Origin of the sequence: Altererythrobacter sp. GH1-8 (genome assembly GCF_043702085.1) — a bacterium.
GTDB lineage: Bacteria > Pseudomonadota > Alphaproteobacteria > Sphingomonadales > Sphingomonadaceae > Erythrobacter.
On the sequence record NZ_CP171690.1, the window covers coordinates 3,047,813 to 3,065,602 of the forward strand.

The following is a 17,790-nucleotide window of genomic DNA, read 5'->3' on the forward strand; positions in this document are numbered from 1 at the left end:
GTTCGATCGCAATCCATGAGGCTGTTCCGGGAAGAACGGAAGCTGCGCCTTCGTTCATGAAAAGCGCACTGAGTAGCCAGAATGATGACTGCGGTTCATGACATAGGCCCCGCCCATCGAACCAAAATTGATCCGCATATCGTCATCGCAGAAAACGACATCCGAATGCAGTTTCGGTGGCTTCATTTCGACTTCCAGCGGGGTATCCGGGGCAAGGCCGAATGACTCGCGCAATTCATCATCGCTCTCACCCTCAAGGCCAACCAGGGCAATCTTATAAAATTCCACCTGGTAGCGCTGGGGGGTCTCTTCGGCGATGTCATACCGGCCATAGACAATGAAATGCGCGCGCTTCGTGCCGGCGATATTCTCGATCACCTGCACATTGTTGTAATCCTTGCTCTCGTGGTGGATTTCCTGCTCGATCTCCAGCATTCGGATGGGCGCGTCTGGGAATTTGTTGAAGCTGAGCAGCTTCATGCTGGTTTCATGCTCGATGGGCTTGCCTGCCGTATGCTTGGGGCCAAACTGAGCGAAATATGACGCCCAGGGTCCAGCAACCTTGTCCTGCTCGTCAATTGGTCGCGGCATCGGAGTGATATCGGCGAGTTGCTGCATCAGTTCGTGGATGCGGTCGACCGTGCCTTCTTCATACGTGCCATTCGGATTTGCAGAATCGATAGCGGCGCGAAGCTCGGCCTTGAGTTGGGGGATCTCGGTCATGGTCTGATCTATATTTCCTGTGAGAGCTCAGAATCCGAAGCGCGAAGGAGATTATTCACCCTGCGAGCACTCATGCGCTAAGCCGCCCGCTCGAACACCGCTGCGATGCCCTGCCCGCCGCCGATGCACATCGTCTCGAGGCCATAGCGAACCTCGCGCCGGTGCATCTCGTGGGCCATGTCGGCAAGGATCCGCCCGCCGGTCGCACCGATCGGATGGCCGAGCGATATACCTGATCCATTCACGTTGAGGATGTCTCTGCGGGAATCGTCCTCGCTCCAGCCCCAGCCCTTGAGCACTGCGAGCACTTGCGGCGCGAAGGCTTCGTTGAGTTCGATGAGGCCAATATCGTCCCAGCCATAGCCGCGTCGTTCAAACAAGCGCTCGACTGCCGGGACCGGGCCGATCCCCATGCGTGAAGGGTCGCAGCCTGCCGCGGCCCATCCGCCAAACCACAGCATTGGTTCAAGCCCCAGCTCGTCCAGCTTGTCTTCCGCGACGACGAGACAGGCCGCCGCTGCATCATTCTGCTGGCTGGCATTGCCCGCAGTCACGATCGCGTCTGGATCGCGCTTGCCGTCAATCGGACGCAAGGCGCCCAGCGTCTCCATCGAAGCATCGGTACGGTAGCCTTCATCTTGCGCAAAACGGGTGGGGTCTCCCCTTTTCTGCAGGACATCTACCGGCACCAATTGCGCTTCGAACTTGCCCGCCTCCCATGCCGCCGCTGCATTGCAGTGCGAGCGAACCGCATATTCATCAGCCTGTTCACGGGTGATCCCGTAATCCTTGGCGAGGTTCTCCGCAGTCTCGATCATGCCGGTGATCACGCCGAACCGCTCGATCGGCTGGCTCATCAAGCGCCCGCGAGAAAGGCGATCGTGCAGGGTCATGTCGCCCATACGGACACCGCCGCGCAAGTCAGTCGTATAGTGCTCGACATTGGACATGCTTTCGCACCCGCCTGCGACGACCACGTCGGCCATGCCGGTTTCGACCATCATCGCGGCATTGGCGATCGCCTGCAGGCCAGAACCGCACCGCCGGTCGAGCTGATAGCCCGGCACGTCCAGCGGCAGGCCAGCGGCAAGCCAGCTCCAATGGCCGATCGCGGGCGCTTCAGCATTGCCGTATCCTTGCGAAAATACGACATCATCAACGCGGGCGGGATCTATACCGCTGCGCTCGACCAGCGCTTTCAGGATGATCGCCCCAAGCTCTCCGGCATTAAGCGGCGCAAGGGTTCCAAGAAAGCGCCCGACAGCGGTACGCACAGGCGAAACGATAGCTGCTCTTCTCATCTTGAGAGAGCCATACCATCAAAACGCGCCTTCAAAAGAGGCAATTTGACTGAGGTTCTGGAACCCCTTCAACGTGCAATAATGCAACGGCGCGGCAGGAACTCAGCGATTCCTGAAAATTGTCTGGACAAATCAGGCGGTGCAGATATCTGGTATACCAGATCGCGTTTCAGGGAGGGAATAATGCGCCGCAAGCTTCAAGCCTCGATTTTGGCCGCCACCATGATGACCCCGCTGCCTGTATGGGCTCAGGCTAGCGATGGGCCTGCCGCCGAGGAAAGGGTCGGAGAGATTATCGTGACGGCCCGCAAGCGCTCAGAAGCACTTCAATCGGTGCCGACTTCCGTGGCAGTAGCGACAGCTGAGACAATCGAGAATCTTGGCCTCGACAACCTTCAGGACATTGCCAAGACCACCCCGGGCCTGATCTTTGACGACTCCTTTGGCCGCGATGGCAATCGCCCGGTCATTCGCGGACAGGCCAACATCCTCGGCCAGTCGGGCGTCGCCTACTTCATCGACGGAATCTACTACACAGGCACGCTAGCCGATTATGACGTCGATACGATCGAACGGATCGAAGTCGTCAAAGGGCCTCAAAGTGCGCTCTATGGTCGCAACACCTACTCTGGCGCGATCAACATCATTTCAAAAGCTCCCGGCGAAACATGGGAAGGCCGGGTTTCAGCGGATATTTCAGAGCACGACCGCTATGATGTTACCGCCGGGATTCGCGGGCCAATCACTGATGGCATCGGCATTGGCATCAATGGCCGCTATTACGAATTCGGCGGCGAATACACCAACCAGTTCGATGGTGAGAAGCTTGGGCAGCAGCAATCATGGTCCGTTGCCGGTGTGCTTGATTTCGACAAGGGCGGGCCATTCACCGCAACCCTGCGCGGATATTACAACCGCACCGACGACGGCCAGCCAGCAACCTTTGCGACCGCGAATGCGGACAACAATTGCCTGTTTGACCTTGGCGGGCTCTATAATGGCGCTGGTCGCTATTTCTGCGGAACGATCGAGCCTCGGCCAATCAGTACCGATTACTCACGCCAGTTTGCGCCAGAAGACTTGGAAGATGTCGGTATTGAAGCCGACACCTACAATGTCAGCCTGCGGATGGAATACGAGCTCGGCGACGGCCTTACACTTACATCGCTCACCGGCTACAACAATCGCGAACAGACGACGTTGACTGACGGGGATTATTCGGACGAGAATTTCACCTCGGCCATCTTTGCGTTCGTGCGCCTTGGCCCTCCGGGATCTCCGGCCTATGGTGCTGTAAACTCACCTGACGTTACCGATTTCACCTTTGCCAGCCGTTCAAAGACCAAGGACTGGTCTCAGGAGTTGCGTCTTTCCTACGAGAGCGACCAGTTCGACGTCATTCTCGGTGGCTACTACTTCGACCAGAGCGACGACAGCTATTCGATCCGTAACCTGCCCGATAATGCCAACGCTCTGGCGGCGTCCAATCTGACGGCAGCCGTGGCGGCACGCTGCGCCGCGACAGCGGGGTGTCTGTTCGCCAATCCGTTTTCGCCGCTCAGCCCGATTGCAGTCCCGCGCGACGAGAACCTGCTCGACATTCGCAACACAGCGATCTTCGGCGCGGTGGAATGGCATGTCACGCCAGAATTCAATATCGGGTTCGAAGGGCGGTATGCAGAGGAGAAAATCCGCCAGACGGCGTTTGATTACGACCTCGGCGACGATCGACCAGGGCCGGGCGACAGCAACTACTCATCTTCCACGGCGACCTTCAAGGAATTCACGCCTCGCATTACAGCTGACTATCAGCTTTCGCCCGACAATCTTCTGTACGCGATTTATTCCGAAGGTCAGAAGCCAGGCGGATTCAATGGTACGGTTGCGATCGAAGCAGGCTTACCGACTTACGAGCCAGAAGATGTGACCTCCTACGAAGTGGGTCTCAAGAACACTTTCCTCGATGGCACGCTGATCGCAAACATCTCGCTGTTCCACAACGAGGTGAAGGGATACCAGCTCAGCCAACTGGCGCAGACCGCGACCAATTCGGTCACGGCCATCGTCAATGCGGGGGATGCCCGCATCAACGGGATGGAGCTGGAACTGGTCGCCCGGCCAAGCCGCAACGTCACGATCACGGCTAACTATGCATTGGCCGATTCCAAATTCACTGAAGGCACGGATCAGAACGAAGGCGTACTGCTCGACGTGGCGGATGATGGACGAGTTAATTGCTCCACCGGATTTGAATTCCCGGCACTTCCCTGCACCGTGGGCAGTTCCAGCAACAGCCTTTACGGTTCGATCGTCGGGCGGAAAATCCCCCGTGCGCCAGTGCATCGGATCTTCGCCGACGCAGACTTCCGCTTCCCGCTCGGCGATGGTGATTGGGAATTCTTCACCGGGGCCAACGTCACGCTCACTTCAAACAGCTACGCGCAGGTGCACAATCTCGCTGGAACCGGCGACTCGATCGTGGTCGACGCGCGATTTGGGGTCACGAACGATCGCTTCAGGATTCAGGGCTACGTCAAGAACCTGACAGATGAAGATGCTGTGCAGCAAATCATCCGCTACGCGGATCCGAGCTTCCGCCGCAACTTCATCGCGGGGCTACGCCCCGGACGCAGGATCGGCGTTATTGTGAGCACCACCTTCTGAGGGAAGTCGGCTGAAAGCGCCTGTGCGCATACGCGCTCGAACCAATGTCTAGCGATTGCGGTGGGCCTCTGTAAAGGAAACGGCGGGCTCCTCTCTGTGAGGAAACCGCCGTTTCAGTTTTAGCCACGATATGAGATTTGGCGACGATATGAGACGACACAAAGGGCGCGCAGTTAATGCCCGCCGCTTCTCTTGGGAGCATCGCCTTCCTTCTCGCGCCGCTGGTCCTCGAGCAGCTTGAACTTGGTCCAGGTCGTCTCGTTGCGCCTCGTATCATCTTCAGGCGGAGCATCCTCGTAGATCGGGAAATTCGCGCGGATTTCCTGCTTCAGGACATCAGGCAATTCCTCAAACCCGCCAGGCAGCTTGCGGCCCATGAAATTGAACACCATCAGACCCGGCCGGTCGCCCATCTCCATCCAGGGAGCCCATTGCGAAATGCGGGTCCAGGCCACCATCGGGTAAGCGACTTTTTTCCTCGTATCGAGCAACTCGTCCTTGAGCGCCGCGAAGTTGAAGATTTCCATCGCGTGGTATGTGCCGCCGACATACGGCTGGTAAGCCCCGCCAAGCGGATTGGTATAGAACAGCGGCACCTCCACCGGCATGAACACAAAAGGTCCCTCTTCGCGGTATGAGCCCAAAGTGTAGGGCGAGCCGTCTGCATTGATCGCAAAGCTCGGACGACTGTTGACCGGGTCATTGTGGATCTGCATCACGTCCACTGTTTCGCCAGTCCAGGGGTTCTCCCAGCGATTGACGATTTCGCCGGTCTCGGGATCGAGATGGATGACGATCTCCCGGCTGATGATTTTCCAGCCCGTACCGCGATCAGGGTCCTCAACAGAGACGCAGCGGCGCACATTCATGCCCTCGCCCTTGAACAGCAACTTGTCAGCCTCGCCAGGACGACGCGAATAGATATTGCCAGAAAAATGATAGACCGCCGTTTCGCCGTCCTTGGCTCCGCACTGCATCCGCTTGGCGATCTCCAGCGCGTCTTCCGGGACATCCGGGTCGAGCGTGCGCGCGTGGGAAGGGACTGTGATAGTGCATGCCGCGATAGCGGCAGCCGCAAGATATCGATATTTCATCCTACATCCTCCTTGAATTCTGGTATACCATAAGTTGTCCGGACATTTGGTCAAGAATTCAGTACGGCGTCGACTACTGCGGCCGTTTGCGCGGCATGCGCATCCAGTACCGAGCCGGAAATGTCGTCACAATCCGACAAATTGGCTGCTGGCAACAGGCTGGCGGCTCGATGGGTTGGCTCCTTGAGCGAGCCGTTGGTGGCAATCACGCTGACAGGCAACGTCAGCGCAGCAAACCGCTCTTCGACAGAATAGGAAAAAGCAGCTTCAAACATGCGGTCAAGGCCTTCGCCCCTCGCCACCATTTCAGCAAACAGCGCAAGACGTTGCCCGATGGGTTGAGTCGCCCTGCGCGACACCACAGCCCGATCCCACAGGGATTCCAGCGCACCAAGCTCCTCCGTGTCATATCTCTCGCCGACAAAACGCCTGGCCATCCTCTTGCGTTGCTCTGGTTCGAACGCGGGCACATCGATCAGCACGATCTCTCGAACGGAGGGGCCTGCTTGCAATGCCATCTCGGCCGCGACGAGGCATCCGCTGTGAAAGCCGAGCACGTCGATCTTCTGCCCGGGCAATATTGCCTTGCAAAAAGCCAGCATCGCCGCCGCATAGTCCGCGATGGAGGAACATTCAGCGATCTCGTCTGATCCACCATAGCCTGGATAGTCCGGTGCGAACGCGGCGCGGCTCTTGCCAAGCAGGGGTAGAATATTGGCGAACGCGAGGCCGCTGAACGGGGCCGGTGCGAGACAGACCAGAGGCACTCCGCCCCTTCCACTCACGCGGTAGTGCAATTGCCCCGCTGGAAGATCGGCATAGGCTTTCCTGATCTGCAACGTCATTCCGTATCGCCGCTCAGTTCTTTCATCTGCTTGCGAAACAGACGACCAACAATCGGGATCAGCATCAGGGGAATCGTTCCGTAAAGCAGTACGACTGATGCCATGGCATATCGTATTTCCTCTTCCCCGAACACGCGCGTCGACAACGAGCCAACCGTTGTCGGGCCAAGCAGCAGGCCCGTCATGCTAATAACCACGTAATAGAGCGCTACGATCTGACCGCGGATCGGAGCAGGCGTGATCAGCAGCAGGGAGGTCACGCCGACAGCACTTACGGTCGCGATCCCGACGGTGTTGATGCAAAGCAAAGCAAAGGCCAGCCAGCCCTGCTCGATGAAATAGGGGCCAAATCCGCTCGCGAACATAATCACATATCCGATCGCAAGAAGTCGGAAGGGCGCATCCAGCCTCCCGTTTTGGCTCATCCGGTCGGAAAGCCAGCCGGCAGCAAACACCGTCACCGGTCCGATCGCAAGCAGCGCTATGCCGTTTGCAAAAGCATATTGCTCGCGCGGCCAGTCCCATGTGCGTTCAAAGACCGAAGGGAGGAAACCCTGGCTGTATGCAATGATCGTCATAACGCAGACGAGAGAAACAAATCCCAGATAGGGTTTCCAGTGACGCGCGGTGTAACCCATCGCATCGCGGAAGCTGTTACCTGCTAGATCGGGAGTGACCTCGGTTGTCGTGCGGCGTGGCGGCTCTGCAATGACCATGAAAAAAGCCGCGACGACCAAGCCTGGCAAGCCAACCGCGAAGAACGTCAATTGCCAAGGCTTGATTGTGCCGACTGCGCCAAGATCGACGCTCTGGGTTGACTTGGCCCATACCAGCACCGCTCCGCCAATAAGGCTGGCGATCCCAGCACCCAAGGTCAAGGCCATGGAATAGAAGGCGACGGGCTTGCCGCGCTTTTCCGGCGGGAAGCTGTCTCCGATCATGGAGAAGGCAGCCGGACTCAACGTGGCCTCGCCCGCACCGACCAGCATTCGAGCGGCAAAAAGGTGCCAGAATTTGGTCGCAAGCCCTGATGCAGCGGTGGCAAGTGACCAGACCGCAATGCCCGCAGCCACAATCCAGGCCCGCCGCTTGCGATCAACCAGCCAGCCTAGCGGGAGCCCCATTGTGGCGTAGAAAACTGCGAACGCAGGACCAATCACCCAGCCAATCTGCTCATCTGTCAGCCCCAGATCGGCCTTGATAGGCTCAATCAGGAGGCCAAGAATGTAGCGGTCAACGAAGCTGAAAACATAGGCGACAGTCAGGAGGACGACCAGGGTCCATCCCGCCCGAGCGGATGGCCATGGGACAGCGACCCCTGCGGCTTGTCGGCCCAGTTCGGGCTCGCTCACTGCGTGTCTTCCGGAATTAAGTAGATCACCACGAGGTTCCCGTCGAAATCGACAATCCCGACCTCTCTCCCAATCCTCCCGTCATGGGTTTCCAGCCGCCCTTCAGGATAAACCTGCAGGCCAAGTTTTCCGGCCTTTTCCATCACGGTGTCCAGCTCCTGCACTTCAAGCACAATCGCACTGCGCCGCGGAAGAGGGACTTCGCGCAAGTCGATCGCACCGATTTCGCTCAACGCCATCACGCGCGGCTGGCCTGGCAGAGACAGGATCGCGAAGCCAAGCTCGGCACCCTCGGGGATCTCGAAAACAGGGATCGAGTAGCTGTCAGGATTATGGCCCTTGCGGTAGGTGACTTCGAAGCCAAGCACGCCTTCATAAAAGGACAGCGCACGGTCAAGATCCGCTACCACGAAATTGGCTCTCTGGAACCGGACTGGCGACTTTTCCAAGGCAGTATCCCCTTCAGCCATGAACTCTGACCAGCTGGTTCACTTCAAAGAAATATCCATCGAGATCCCAGAAGCTCGCACCGATCATGTCCTTGATCTTTCCGTCAGCCCCCGTGACCTTCCAATCATGCGGCTCGCAATGAATGCGCGACCCCGCCTTCCGGGCGCGTTCAGTGGAAGCCCGACAATCTTCCGCTGCAACGACGAAGATAGGGGTACCGAAACCGATTTCTTCCGGAAGCATGGGCGGCATGTCACTGCGAACCGGATCAACCCATTGCAGCAGGCCGATCATCCCGATCGTATCATCCTGGGCCTTCATGATGATGAGGCGCGTCCGGTCACCTTTTTTGCCCGCAGCAAGCTGAGCACCAGAGAGGGTGAATGGTGTATCCATCCAGCGCGTCATTCCCAGTACGTCTTCGTACCAGCGAGCTGCTTTTTCAGCATCACGGACCATCAAAGTGGTGCGCTTGATGATGTCCGTCATCGTCTCTCCTGAAGTCGGACAACGAGAATTCGCAACCTCGGTGGCAGGAAGGCGCGCACGCAGGAGACAACCCGGTCCAAACTCGACGAATATCGCTTAGGCCATTTGGTATACCAAATCAAGAATGGCCGGCGCCTAAGTGTCAGCGAGCTCAGGATGCCTTACATGTTTGGCGATCGCGGCGCGAGCAGCGCGCTGATCCTTGCTCGCGATTGCTGCGAGAATCAACCGGTGCTCTTCTAGCGATGCGCGGAAGTCGTCCGCTTCATACCGATCCATGACATTGGCGAGGAGACGGACATCAACGGCCTGCCTGATGATTTGCAGAATGCGAGAATTACGCGCAATCTCAGCAATACGATCATGAAACGCGTGATCAAGCTGCGCATATTCCGCCGCGAGATTTTCACTTCCGGCAGCCAGCAGCCGCTCCATCTTGTCGACGAGCCCGGTCAGGCTTTGGACATCAGTCTTGGTCGATTTTACCGCCGCGAGACCGGTGACATAGGTCTGAAGGACGCTCCCAACTTCATAGATCTCCTTCAATTCATGAGGGCCGATCTGCGTCACACGAATGGAGCGGCGGGGTGAGATATCGACCAAGCCATCCGCCGAAAGCCGGCGCAAAGCCTCGCGAACGGGAGTTCGGCTGATACCAAGATCAGAGCACAGGTCGCGTTCCTTGAGAGCCACGCCGCTCTTGAGCGTGCCATCGAGAATTTGCTGGCGAAGCAGCTGATAAGCAGACTCGGAAGAGTTCAATCGGGAAGGGTCAGTCTCCAGTGTCATTATCTGTCTCTAACCCATGTCTGGCGAACGGAGGATCAAACAAGTCGTTTGACAAAGGCTCACCGACGATGGTCTCCTCCCAGAATACCGTGTTCGAAAGTACACCATCATAGTACAATTTGACACTGCGCGCTTGCACCCAGCCGCTTTCCGGCAGCTTGATGAAGTCGCTGTATGTCCGCTCGTGCCAGCCGCGCGGAGTACGAAATCCCATATACCGAATGAAGCGGCTGTCCTGGTCGAAGCCAAACAATGTGATCTGACCTGTCGGGTCGATTATCCGCACAAGATCGACCGGTGCCCCCTCGACATCGCGTGGCGGCGCGCTTTCCAGCTTGAAGCCCTCGTTCAAAGCTGAGCGGATGATCCCGAAACCAAAATTGCTCGCCCAATAGGCATCAGCTTCTGCTTTGGGCATGATGCCATTGTTGGTCCACGTCGTTTCGCCGTTGAAGCCCACTTCAAAGATAGTGGTACTGCCAGATCTCGCGGAGATCCGGACCTTGCCGTCAGCGCCATGCGCGCTGTCACGCTCGGAGCCCATGACACGCCACATCCGATAATCATCGGCTGAGCTGCGCGGTTGTGTGCCGCCGGGTGAATAGAATTCAGCGTGGCCGCGAAGCCGGAGCGTACCCGGTGAGAGCCAGAGCTCTCCTCCATGGGCGTCGACCGCCTGCTCGACGATTTCGCGAGGAGCTTGCTGTTGGGCATGGATTGCCCCCGGAAGAAACGCGGCAAGAAGCAATGCAAGCCCCAATCTTCCAGTAAACACCGCTACTGCCCTCCTTCTTGTCCGGACAACTCTTTCAAACCATGCGATTCCACTATAAGCAAGCCTTATGAAGCTTATGACATTTGCGATCGCATTGACGTTCGCTTTTTCAGCGCCTCTGCTTGCCGAGGAAAGTCCCGAAGAAGGGATCTGGACCAATACGGAAGACGCATATTTTGCTGAAGCAGAAGGTCGCGAAAAACCAGTATGGGTCAGCATCGAGGTTTCCGAAGACAAACGATGGCGCAGGACGGACCCCTTCGGACAACCCCTTGAGGAGTGGCAAGCAGGTTTAATGCCTGGCCTGGTATACAGCGCCGAAAGTGGATGGTCGCTTGACGGCAGCGAGCTTCGCAAGGCGCGACTCTTCTCATGCTGGGCATCGGTCCGCAAATTCGCTGGCAAGCCAGATGGCACGGAGGACTGGAGCTTTTCGCGCGGGCTCAGCATCCACGATCAGGGTGGACGGATTTCGGTTCCAGGCAATGGCGAGGCGCCAGATGTTCTTATCCGGCTGCGCAATGTGACCTGGGCCAAAGACAGTTCAAACAAGCCTTCGCTGGTCCTCTATGTCCACCGCAATGATCCCGAACGCGCCGAAAGCTACGCCTGGGCATCGCCTGATGCCTCGCTGATCGGCATTAACCTGCGCTGGGTCCAGGCCAGTTGCAGTCCGGCTGTACAATAGCACGAGGCTTGTTCAGACAATCTGCAGCATTCACAGATGAGCAGAAGCACGCTCTGAACAACAATGGCACCGAAGCTTTGCAAGAATATCATGCATGGCCAGGAAGCACCGGGATCACAAGACGATGAGCAATCCGGCGCGGCATGCTGATCCGGACTCTGCCAAATACGGCATCTTCTCTCTTGAACATCGCCTGGAGGCCGTGAGTTTTACCGATGACACTGCGAGCCCGATCCGCAAAGCCAACATCCTTCTCCGATTGGCGTCACGCCCCGTGCTCCTCAGTGAAGCAGTCGAGCACTCAGCCAATTGATGCGAGGCATTCCGCCAGCATGGCTGGATCAGTCAGAAATCCATTACGAGCAATATCCAGCGAAATGAAATTCCAGCCCGGTCCTCGGCCGGGTCCGATCATCGCTTCAGAACTTGGTGCATGGATCTGTCCTGCAGCTTCAATGCAGGTGCGCGGGAAAGCCTCCCAGCCGCCATTTTTGAGACGCAAAGGTTCAGTCCACTGCCTCGCAGGATGCCACGTAAGCCGACGTTTCAGTAGCGCGATATTCTCACTGTCTTCCTTGGGCACAAGCATCTCGACCGGGTAATGATCCCAGAAGATCATCTTGTAACCGTCGCGGAACGTCTTGACCCTCTCTTGCCAGCTCTCGGAGAATTCTCCGGTTTCCGGATCAGGCATGATCGCTGCGGGCCGATCAGCCGTTGGGATCAAGGCGTCATAGAAAACCAGGTGTTTGACCCGGTCCTGCAACCGATCCGCTGCGCCAGTAGCTGTCGTCCCAGCGAATGAGTGGCAAACCAGGATGACATCCTCTAACTCCTCCCACTCGATCGCATTTACGAGATCCTCGATATGCGTGCTGAGGCCCGTGTCGGGCCGGATCAAATGAAAGCGTTCGCCGCATCCCGTCATCGTCGGGGTGATCACACGGTGCCCCTCCGCGCGCAGCAAGGTGGCAACTGAATGCCAGGCCCAGCCGCCGTGCCAGGTTCCGTGCAACAGAACAAAGTCCTTGCGCTTCTGATTTATCACTGGTGCAGCGAAGCCAATGCCGGGCAACACAGCGGCTGTCGCCGCTCCCCCGAAGAACCCACGTCTGCTGGCTTTCATCGGCTCAGTTCCCGCGCCAAAGTATCTTACCTATTGGCATGTATTCTTGCTTGTCTCGCTCTTGAGATATGCAATCAGATTGGCGCGATCTTCTTTCTTGGGAATGCCCATGAACACCATCTTCGTGCCGGGGATTGCCGCAGAGGGCTTGGCCAGGAAGGCATCAAGCTTTTCAGTATTGCGCCAGTCCGGCGCCGCATCGCGAAAAGCTTTCGAGTAATTGTATGGTGCGGACAGAGGCTTGCCATTGAACATTGTGGCCAGCGATGGTCCAATCTTGAGGCTCTTTCCGTTCCCCAGTTCATGGCAGGAGGCGCAGGCAATAAAGGTCTTGCGACCAGCTTCTACAGCAGCGGAAGGCTGCTTCATCCGAACCTCAGTCTTGCACGTCTTGGCTGCAAGCGTTTGCTGGTTTGAAACAGCGATCGACAGACCAAGTGCCGCGAGCGAGAACGCAAGGACCTTCGACATCATGTTACTTTCCTTGATTTCAGATTTGTGACTTGAAGTGCGCCAGCAACCGCGTTGAACAGACGCGTGTCATCCCAATCCGCACGGTATTCGCCAATCCTTACGACAACCAGATCAAGCGCCCGCGAGATGTAGATGCGCTGTCCTCCAGCGCCGTCCAGAAACAGCACGTCGTGGACAGCAAAAGGATGCTCCGACCGCACCCTCGCGGGCGATGCTGACGTGTAGGCACGCTCAGGATTGAACGGAGACCCAAGCCAGAGAAACAGACCGAAATTGGCGTTTGCTGCAGCAGGGCTTGTCATATCGTCGATCCACTGAGCAGGAATGACCTGACGTCCCTGAAAGAGGCCGCGATCACGCAGCAACATGCCAATGCGCAACCAATCCTCGGCGGTTGCCATCAGGCAGCAATAGGTAACGGTGGGCCCGTTCTCCGTTCGCTTTGTCACCGCTGCATCGCTTGCGTGCAAGGGCTGCCAGAGTACCTGAGACAGGTAGGCTTCGTAGGACGAGGGTAACGCCGATTGTAGTGCCAATCCGAGGATTTGAGCGTTGCGATCGCTGTAGTCGAACACAGGTGCTTCCGATGATTGAGCGATGTCGCCTGCTAGCGTGGCTTCCTCGATATCGGAACCGAAGGAGAAGTATGCGGCTTGCGAGAATGGTCCACCTTCGCTGTTGGGCTGACTGTAACCTGCTGACATCTGCATCACGCTGCGCAGGGTTGGGCGACCGCGCGGATCATCCTCCCATCGCGTGATGTAATTGCCAACCGACGCATCAACGCCTGAAATGTAGCCATCGTCGATTGCCTTGCCCAGCAGCAACGCACTGATCGTCTTGTGGAACGAGAATGTAAGGTGCCGAGTGCTTGCACTTGCGCCGTCCCAATAACGCTCAAGTATGATCTCATCTCCGCTAGCTATCAACAACGCACTTGAGTTGTAGCCTTCGGCAATGTCCACTGCAGCCTCAAAGGGCTTATCAGCTGAGCTGGAGGCGCGTGCGAGCGGCACGTAATCCCCTTTGACTGCAAATTGCGGCTGGTAAGAGTCGACCGAAAGGTCTGCGGCCGTCTGCGGCCTTGCCAGGTATCGGGACCAGAAGCCCCAATCGATGCTAACTGCAGCGACGGCGAGCAGCAGGCCGAAACCAAGAATGAAACCTGCTTTACGCATAGCCTAGCTGCTGGCGCTGATGATCTCGATAGCTACGCGCTCCCCGCTCTCCATTGCGGCTTCCATACCAAGCTCAGTCCGGCGGGTATGCTCACCGGCAAAATGCAGCCTGCCATGAGGCTGGATCATTTCATTGGCGAACGCGGTTACCTGTCCCGGAGCAAAGCTGTGCCGCACACCGCGGATGAGGGGATCATTTTCCCATGATTTGTAGGTCAGCAGTTCAACCTTGCCAGCAGAGGCAGGGCGCACTCGTGCAAGCTCTTCCATCAGGAAACGGCTCGCATCTTCGCGGGGCATCATGTCCATTCGCGAAGCTGAATCGCCTGTCATGACAAGATAGCCAACATGCTCGCCTTCGCCAGTATGATTATCGACTGCCCAGAACATCTTGATCGCCCCGTCCGAGAAGAATGACGGGTCAAGCCCGTCTTCTTTCCAGAACGGCTCCCTGATCACCAAATGGGCGCGGCTGGTGTTGCTGTAGCCTAGCTCGTGAACAGCCTTTGCCTGGATTGGCGGCAATCCTGGTTCAATCCCGATCCGCCGCAGCGTCGTGAATGGGACTGCCGATATCACGAAGTCGGCCTGATATTTTGCGCCGTCTAGCGTCTGCACCTCAGCCACTGGTCCGAACATATCAATCTTCATGACGATCTTGTTGAGTTCGATCGATCCCTCATCAAGATGGGCTGCCATCGCTTTGGGCAGTGCTTCAGCACCTTCTTTGATATTGCTTATGATCGCCAGGTTTTCAGGTGCGGACTCGCCAATCTCCTGAAACCCATAAGGCGCGTCTGTCACGGCATCGGCATTCGAAAAATTCTTGATACTCCAGCGCCCGCGATGCTGTTCCTGCATCATGGTGAGACATGATGCGGAATCGATGTCATTTGCGAGGACATTCAGCCCGGCGAGGCGAATGACCTCTTCAGAATAGCCATGCTGTTCGAACAATTGCCGCGCTGAAATGTCGAGATGCGCGAATTTGGGATCAAGCCAGTCAGTCAGTTCCTCAAGCGGATTGAGCCTGTCGAGCAGGCGCGGTCCCGCCATGAGCGGCGGGATGTCGCGGTCGCCCTGTGAAAAAGGATTGAGGGGCGATGATTGCCATTGGTCTGCTTTAATCCACTGTCCGTCAAGGTTCGAACAGAATGTCAGCAGATCGCGATCCTCAGGGATCAGAGTGAGGCCGAACCGGTCACATGCCGCGATCACTCGGGCATAGGCCCTGCCGATCTGGCTCGCTCCAAGCTCGGGCCGGGTCTCCAGCCCATAGGCCGTTTCGACCCGGCCTCCGACGCGCGACTTCCCTTCGAGGACTTTCACCTTGTAACCCTGGTCATGGAGGAGGTTTGCCGCATGGAGGCCGGAAAGCCCGGCTCCAATGACAATCACATCGAACTTCTGACTTGCGCGGGCGGGTCTCGGCAAAGCCGTGGCGGCGGTTAATGAGGATGCGCCGACAAGGAAAGAACGCCGAGACGACATGAGGGAGATCATGTTGGCCACGCGCAAATCAGAAGCTGAACTTGACCCGGGCGCCGAACTGCTGCGGCCGGGGTGCTTGAACGATGAAGGTCCGGGCAAAGGTCGTCGGGTTGACGAATGGCGCAACATTCGAGGGGGTCTTGTTGTCGAACAGATTGTTGGCGAAGATCGTGAACTCGATAGCTTCGCTGCCAAAGCCGACATACATGTCGACGATGGTCTTGTCGCCAGTCTCAGCCAGGTTGGCCACTGACGCATACATAGTGGAATTATAGCTCGCGTCGGTTTGCCAGAAGAAGTCCCAATCGTCGGATATCGGCTGGCGGAACTCGACGCCGATGTTCCCGGTCCAGTCAGGCGTATTGCCAAGCTGGTCGCTGCCGTCTGTCGTGATCCCCGCCGTCGCAACACGCCGGTCGACGTAATCCTTGATTCGGATTGGCGAATAGGAAAGCCCGCCATAGACAGTGAGACTGTCGCTCGGCTCTGCGCTGAATTCGACTTCGAAGCCGAGCGAATCCGCGCTGTTGGCGTTGGCGGTGTACCCAACCGAACGCCCGTCAATGACGATTTGCGAATTAACCTGGATATCCGTCCAGTCGATATAGAACACCGCGCCGTTGAGCGTTACGCGGTTGTCGAGCAATTGCAGCTTCGCGCCAAGCTCGTAATTCCAGGCGATTTCCTCGTCGAACGCCCGAAGTTCAAGCGGAACGGGTGCAAAGCCAGCGCCCGGCGAGTTGTTGAACCCGCCCGGCTTGTTACCCTTGGCAGCGCTTGCGTAAACCAGCACGTCATCGCTGGGGCGCAGTTCGGCAATCACGCGCGGCAGGATATTGTCAAACTTTGCTGAGAATTCCTGTGCTGTGGCGGCTGTGCGGGGCTGCGAGACTTCAGTCACTGAATCCTGCGCCCACCGCAGCTCGCCTGTTATGGCGAAGGCATCGCTGAGTTCTGCGGTGAGACTACCGAAGATCGCGATTGTTTCGAGATCGCGGCCAAGCAGGTTGGGATTTACCGGATCCGGTGTTGCGCTGCCGCTTGCTCCGGTGAAGCTGAAGTTTTCCTCGTCGGTGTCTTCGGTGCGGTAATATCCGCCCAAGATCCACTTAAAACCACTGCCTGTATCGCCGGTCAGTCGCACTTCCTGGCTGAAATCGCTGATATCCTGCGTGTCGAGGAAGCGGAAGTTGCCGAACAGGCTCGCGCCCAGTGGCAAGTCGGGCTGAGCCGTGAAATCAAAGTCCTGGTCGATCAGGAAATCATAATCTGCCAGCGACGTGCGCGAAGTGAGCGTAGCGAAACCGAACTCATAATCGAGATGAAGGCTTGCGCGGAAAAACTGCCGGTCGATGCCCGCGTAGTCATCCCCATTGTTCGCGACCAGTGATGGATCGAACTCAACCTCACCGATGAACCACCTCGGACTTGTGGAATTGGATGGGACCTGATGCCAATCTGCCTGTTCCTGAACTTCGTCGGTGTAGCTCAGGCGCAGGTAAGCTTCGCCTTGCCCTTCACCACCAAATTGAAGGCGTGCAGAGCCGTCGATCAGGTATGATTCTCGTCCGCCGATGGTCTTGCCCGATGCGGTGTTTTCGAAGAAACCGTCAAGGTCCGTGTAGCGTCCGGCAACTGAGACCGCGAAGACGTCGGAGATCGGTGTCTCTACACGACCCTGAAAGACGTATTCGCCGCCCTCAGCGATGGAAGCTTGTACCATCCCGCTCGCTTCAGTGAAGGATGGACGCCGCGTGATGTAGTTGACGGCACCAGCCAGCACACCGCGGCCGAACAACGCAGACTGCGGCCCGCGGACAACTTCAACGCGTTGCAGATCGAAAGTCGGAACATTGCCGAATGTGCCGTTTCCGATGTCGATCCCGTCAATGAAGACGCCGACCGAGGGAATGCCTGCGGCACGCGCCGTGCCGACACCACGGATACTGGGATTGGTGTCGGTCAGTGTTGAAACGCTCGACCAATTAAGACCCGGCGTACGCTTTGCGAGATCTTCGAAATTCTCGATCGCGTAGCGGTCGATTTGTTCCTCGCTAAATGCGGAGATCGAAATCGGAGTGTCCTGCAGAGTCTGTTCGCGGCCTGATGCTGTCACAATAATCTGATTGCCGGTGTAGCTCTCTTCATTATCCTCGGCCTCATCCTGCGCAAGGGCAGGTGTGCCGGACATGATAGCTATGGCAGCTAAAGCGACAGCGCCATTCAGGCGCGAGCGGCAGGCAGTGATCTTCCCCATTTTTCCATTCCCCGTAATCTGGATCGTATTCCTCTGGCGACCCGGAATGGATGTGGCCAAATCAAAGCCTCACTTGCCAAACCCATAGCCCGAG

17 protein-coding genes are annotated in these 17,790 nt (G+C 57.4%); 3 read left to right on the plus strand and 14 right to left on the minus strand.

Going from position 1 to position 17,790, the window contains the following annotated elements; genetic code table 11:
* Window positions 1-54: 54 nt before the first annotated feature.
* Entirely contained in the window at window positions 55-723 is a 669-nt protein-coding gene (locus ACG9DO_RS14675; RefSeq protein ID WP_394729226.1) for a PAP/fibrillin family protein, read from the minus strand.
* A 77-nt stretch (window positions 724-800) separates the two neighbouring features.
* Entirely contained in the window at window positions 801-2,024 is a 1,224-nt protein-coding gene (locus tag ACG9DO_RS14680; RefSeq protein ID WP_394729228.1) for an acetyl-CoA C-acetyltransferase, read from the minus strand.
* Between the two features lie 183 nt (window positions 2,025-2,207).
* Here ACG9DO_RS14680 and ACG9DO_RS14685 point away from each other — a divergent pair, with 183 nt between their 5' ends.
* The gene (locus ACG9DO_RS14685) at window positions 2,208-4,688 is read left to right on the plus strand and encodes a TonB-dependent receptor (protein WP_394729230.1); all 2,481 of its coding nucleotides are present in this window, start codon (window positions 2,208-2,210) and stop codon (window positions 4,686-4,688) included.
* 173 nt (window positions 4,689-4,861) lie between these two features.
* Here ACG9DO_RS14685 and ACG9DO_RS14690 read toward each other — a convergent pair whose 3' ends face one another.
* The 7 genes from ACG9DO_RS14690 to ACG9DO_RS14720 all read right to left on the minus strand — a co-directional run bounded on the left by ACG9DO_RS14690 (window position 4,862) and on the right by ACG9DO_RS14720 (window position 10,482).
* Window positions 4,862-5,782, minus strand: coding sequence for a DUF1838 family protein (locus ACG9DO_RS14690; protein ID WP_394729232.1), 921 nt, complete (start codon window positions 5,780-5,782; stop codon window positions 4,862-4,864).
* A gap of 50 nt (window positions 5,783-5,832) precedes the next feature.
* Window positions 5,833-6,627 (minus strand): alpha/beta fold hydrolase, encoded by a 795-nt coding sequence (locus tag ACG9DO_RS14695; protein WP_394729234.1) that lies wholly within the window; start codon window positions 6,625-6,627, stop codon window positions 5,833-5,835.
* The gene (locus ACG9DO_RS14700) at window positions 6,624-7,979 is read right to left on the minus strand and encodes an MFS transporter (RefSeq protein ID WP_394729236.1); all 1,356 of its coding nucleotides are present in this window, start codon (window positions 7,977-7,979) and stop codon (window positions 6,624-6,626) included. Before ACG9DO_RS14700 ends, ACG9DO_RS14695 begins: the two co-directional genes overlap by 4 nt.
* A complete protein-coding gene (locus tag ACG9DO_RS14705; protein WP_394729238.1) occupies window positions 7,976-8,449 on the minus strand; it encodes a VOC family protein in 474 nt (157 codons plus the stop codon). Before ACG9DO_RS14705 ends, ACG9DO_RS14700 begins: the two co-directional genes overlap by 4 nt.
* A complete protein-coding gene (locus ACG9DO_RS14710) occupies window positions 8,442-8,918 on the minus strand; it encodes a VOC family protein (RefSeq protein ID WP_394729239.1) in 477 nt (158 codons plus the stop codon). Before ACG9DO_RS14710 ends, ACG9DO_RS14705 begins: the two co-directional genes overlap by 8 nt.
* A gap of 135 nt (window positions 8,919-9,053) precedes the next feature.
* Window positions 9,054-9,707, minus strand: coding sequence for a GntR family transcriptional regulator (locus ACG9DO_RS14715; protein WP_394729241.1), 654 nt, complete (start codon window positions 9,705-9,707; stop codon window positions 9,054-9,056).
* A complete protein-coding gene (locus tag ACG9DO_RS14720; RefSeq protein WP_394729243.1) occupies window positions 9,691-10,482 on the minus strand; it encodes a hypothetical protein in 792 nt (263 codons plus the stop codon). Before ACG9DO_RS14720 ends, ACG9DO_RS14715 begins: the two co-directional genes overlap by 17 nt.
* 76 nt (window positions 10,483-10,558) lie before the next feature.
* Here ACG9DO_RS14720 and ACG9DO_RS14725 point away from each other — a divergent pair, with 76 nt between their 5' ends.
* Both ACG9DO_RS14725 and ACG9DO_RS14730 read left to right on the plus strand, forming a co-directional pair.
* On the plus strand, window positions 10,559-11,170 hold the full coding sequence (locus ACG9DO_RS14725) for a hypothetical protein (protein WP_394729245.1): 612 nt from the start codon (window positions 10,559-10,561) through the stop codon (window positions 11,168-11,170).
* Window positions 11,171-11,264: 94 nt separating this feature from the next.
* Window positions 11,265-11,483 carry a hypothetical protein gene (locus ACG9DO_RS14730; RefSeq protein WP_394729247.1) on the plus strand — a complete coding sequence of 73 codons (219 nt, stop codon included), beginning with the start codon at window positions 11,265-11,267 and terminating at the stop codon, window positions 11,481-11,483.
* Here the strand turns inward: ACG9DO_RS14730 and ACG9DO_RS14735 are convergent.
* The 5 genes from ACG9DO_RS14735 to ACG9DO_RS14755 all read right to left on the minus strand — a co-directional run bounded on the left by ACG9DO_RS14735 (window position 11,472) and on the right by ACG9DO_RS14755 (window position 17,696).
* Window positions 11,472-12,296 carry an alpha/beta fold hydrolase gene (locus tag ACG9DO_RS14735; protein WP_394729249.1) on the minus strand — a complete coding sequence of 275 codons (825 nt, stop codon included), beginning with the start codon at window positions 12,294-12,296 and terminating at the stop codon, window positions 11,472-11,474. The two genes, ACG9DO_RS14730 and ACG9DO_RS14735, sit on opposite strands and share 12 nt — an antisense overlap.
* Before the next feature lie 30 nt (window positions 12,297-12,326).
* Entirely contained in the window at window positions 12,327-12,770 is a 444-nt protein-coding gene (locus ACG9DO_RS14740) for a c-type cytochrome (protein ID WP_394729251.1), read from the minus strand.
* Window positions 12,767-13,948, minus strand: coding sequence for a serine hydrolase domain-containing protein (locus tag ACG9DO_RS14745; protein ID WP_394729253.1), 1,182 nt, complete (start codon window positions 13,946-13,948; stop codon window positions 12,767-12,769). The genes ACG9DO_RS14740 and ACG9DO_RS14745 overlap by 4 nt, the downstream gene beginning before the upstream one ends.
* 3 nt (window positions 13,949-13,951) lie before the next feature.
* Complete coding sequence (locus tag ACG9DO_RS14750) at window positions 13,952-15,382, minus strand: flavin monoamine oxidase family protein (protein WP_394729255.1); 1,431 nt, start codon at window positions 15,380-15,382, stop codon at window positions 13,952-13,954.
* A gap of 85 nt (window positions 15,383-15,467) precedes the next feature.
* A complete protein-coding gene (locus tag ACG9DO_RS14755; protein ID WP_394729257.1) occupies window positions 15,468-17,696 on the minus strand; it encodes a TonB-dependent receptor in 2,229 nt (742 codons plus the stop codon).
* Window positions 17,697-17,790: the final 94 nt, after the last annotated feature.

Excerpts from the sequence above, each read along its gene's own strand:
- ACG9DO_RS14730 (WP_394729247.1), top strand. The coding sequence starts at position 11,265 with ATGGCCAGGAAGCACCGGGATCACAAGACGATGAGCAATCCGGCGCGG.
- ACG9DO_RS14710 (WP_394729239.1), bottom strand. The coding sequence starts at position 8,918 with ATGACGGACATCATCAAGCGCACCACTTTGATGGTCCGTGATGCTGAA.
- ACG9DO_RS14740 (WP_394729251.1), bottom strand. The coding sequence starts at position 12,770 with ATGATGTCGAAGGTCCTTGCGTTCTCGCTCGCGGCACTTGGTCTGTCG.
- ACG9DO_RS14695 (WP_394729234.1), bottom strand. The coding sequence starts at position 6,627 with ATGACGTTGCAGATCAGGAAAGCCTATGCCGATCTTCCAGCGGGGCAA.
- ACG9DO_RS14745 (WP_394729253.1), bottom strand. The coding sequence starts at position 13,948 with ATGCGTAAAGCAGGTTTCATTCTTGGTTTCGGCCTGCTGCTCGCCGTC.
- ACG9DO_RS14690 (WP_394729232.1), bottom strand. The coding sequence starts at position 5,782 with ATGAAATATCGATATCTTGCGGCTGCCGCTATCGCGGCATGCACTATC.
- ACG9DO_RS14705 (WP_394729238.1), bottom strand. The coding sequence starts at position 8,449 with ATGGCTGAAGGGGATACTGCCTTGGAAAAGTCGCCAGTCCGGTTCCAG.
- ACG9DO_RS14725 (WP_394729245.1), top strand. The coding sequence starts at position 10,559 with ATGACATTTGCGATCGCATTGACGTTCGCTTTTTCAGCGCCTCTGCTT.
- ACG9DO_RS14680 (WP_394729228.1), bottom strand. The coding sequence starts at position 2,024 with ATGAGAAGAGCAGCTATCGTTTCGCCTGTGCGTACCGCTGTCGGGCGC.
- ACG9DO_RS14735 (WP_394729249.1), bottom strand. The coding sequence starts at position 12,296 with ATGAAAGCCAGCAGACGTGGGTTCTTCGGGGGAGCGGCGACAGCCGCT.
- ACG9DO_RS14675 (WP_394729226.1), bottom strand. The coding sequence starts at position 723 with ATGACCGAGATCCCCCAACTCAAGGCCGAGCTTCGCGCCGCTATCGAT.
- ACG9DO_RS14685 (WP_394729230.1), top strand. The coding sequence starts at position 2,208 with ATGCGCCGCAAGCTTCAAGCCTCGATTTTGGCCGCCACCATGATGACC.
- ACG9DO_RS14715 (WP_394729241.1), bottom strand. The coding sequence starts at position 9,707 with ATGACACTGGAGACTGACCCTTCCCGATTGAACTCTTCCGAGTCTGCT.
- ACG9DO_RS14755 (WP_394729257.1), bottom strand. The coding sequence starts at position 17,696 with ATGGGGAAGATCACTGCCTGCCGCTCGCGCCTGAATGGCGCTGTCGCT.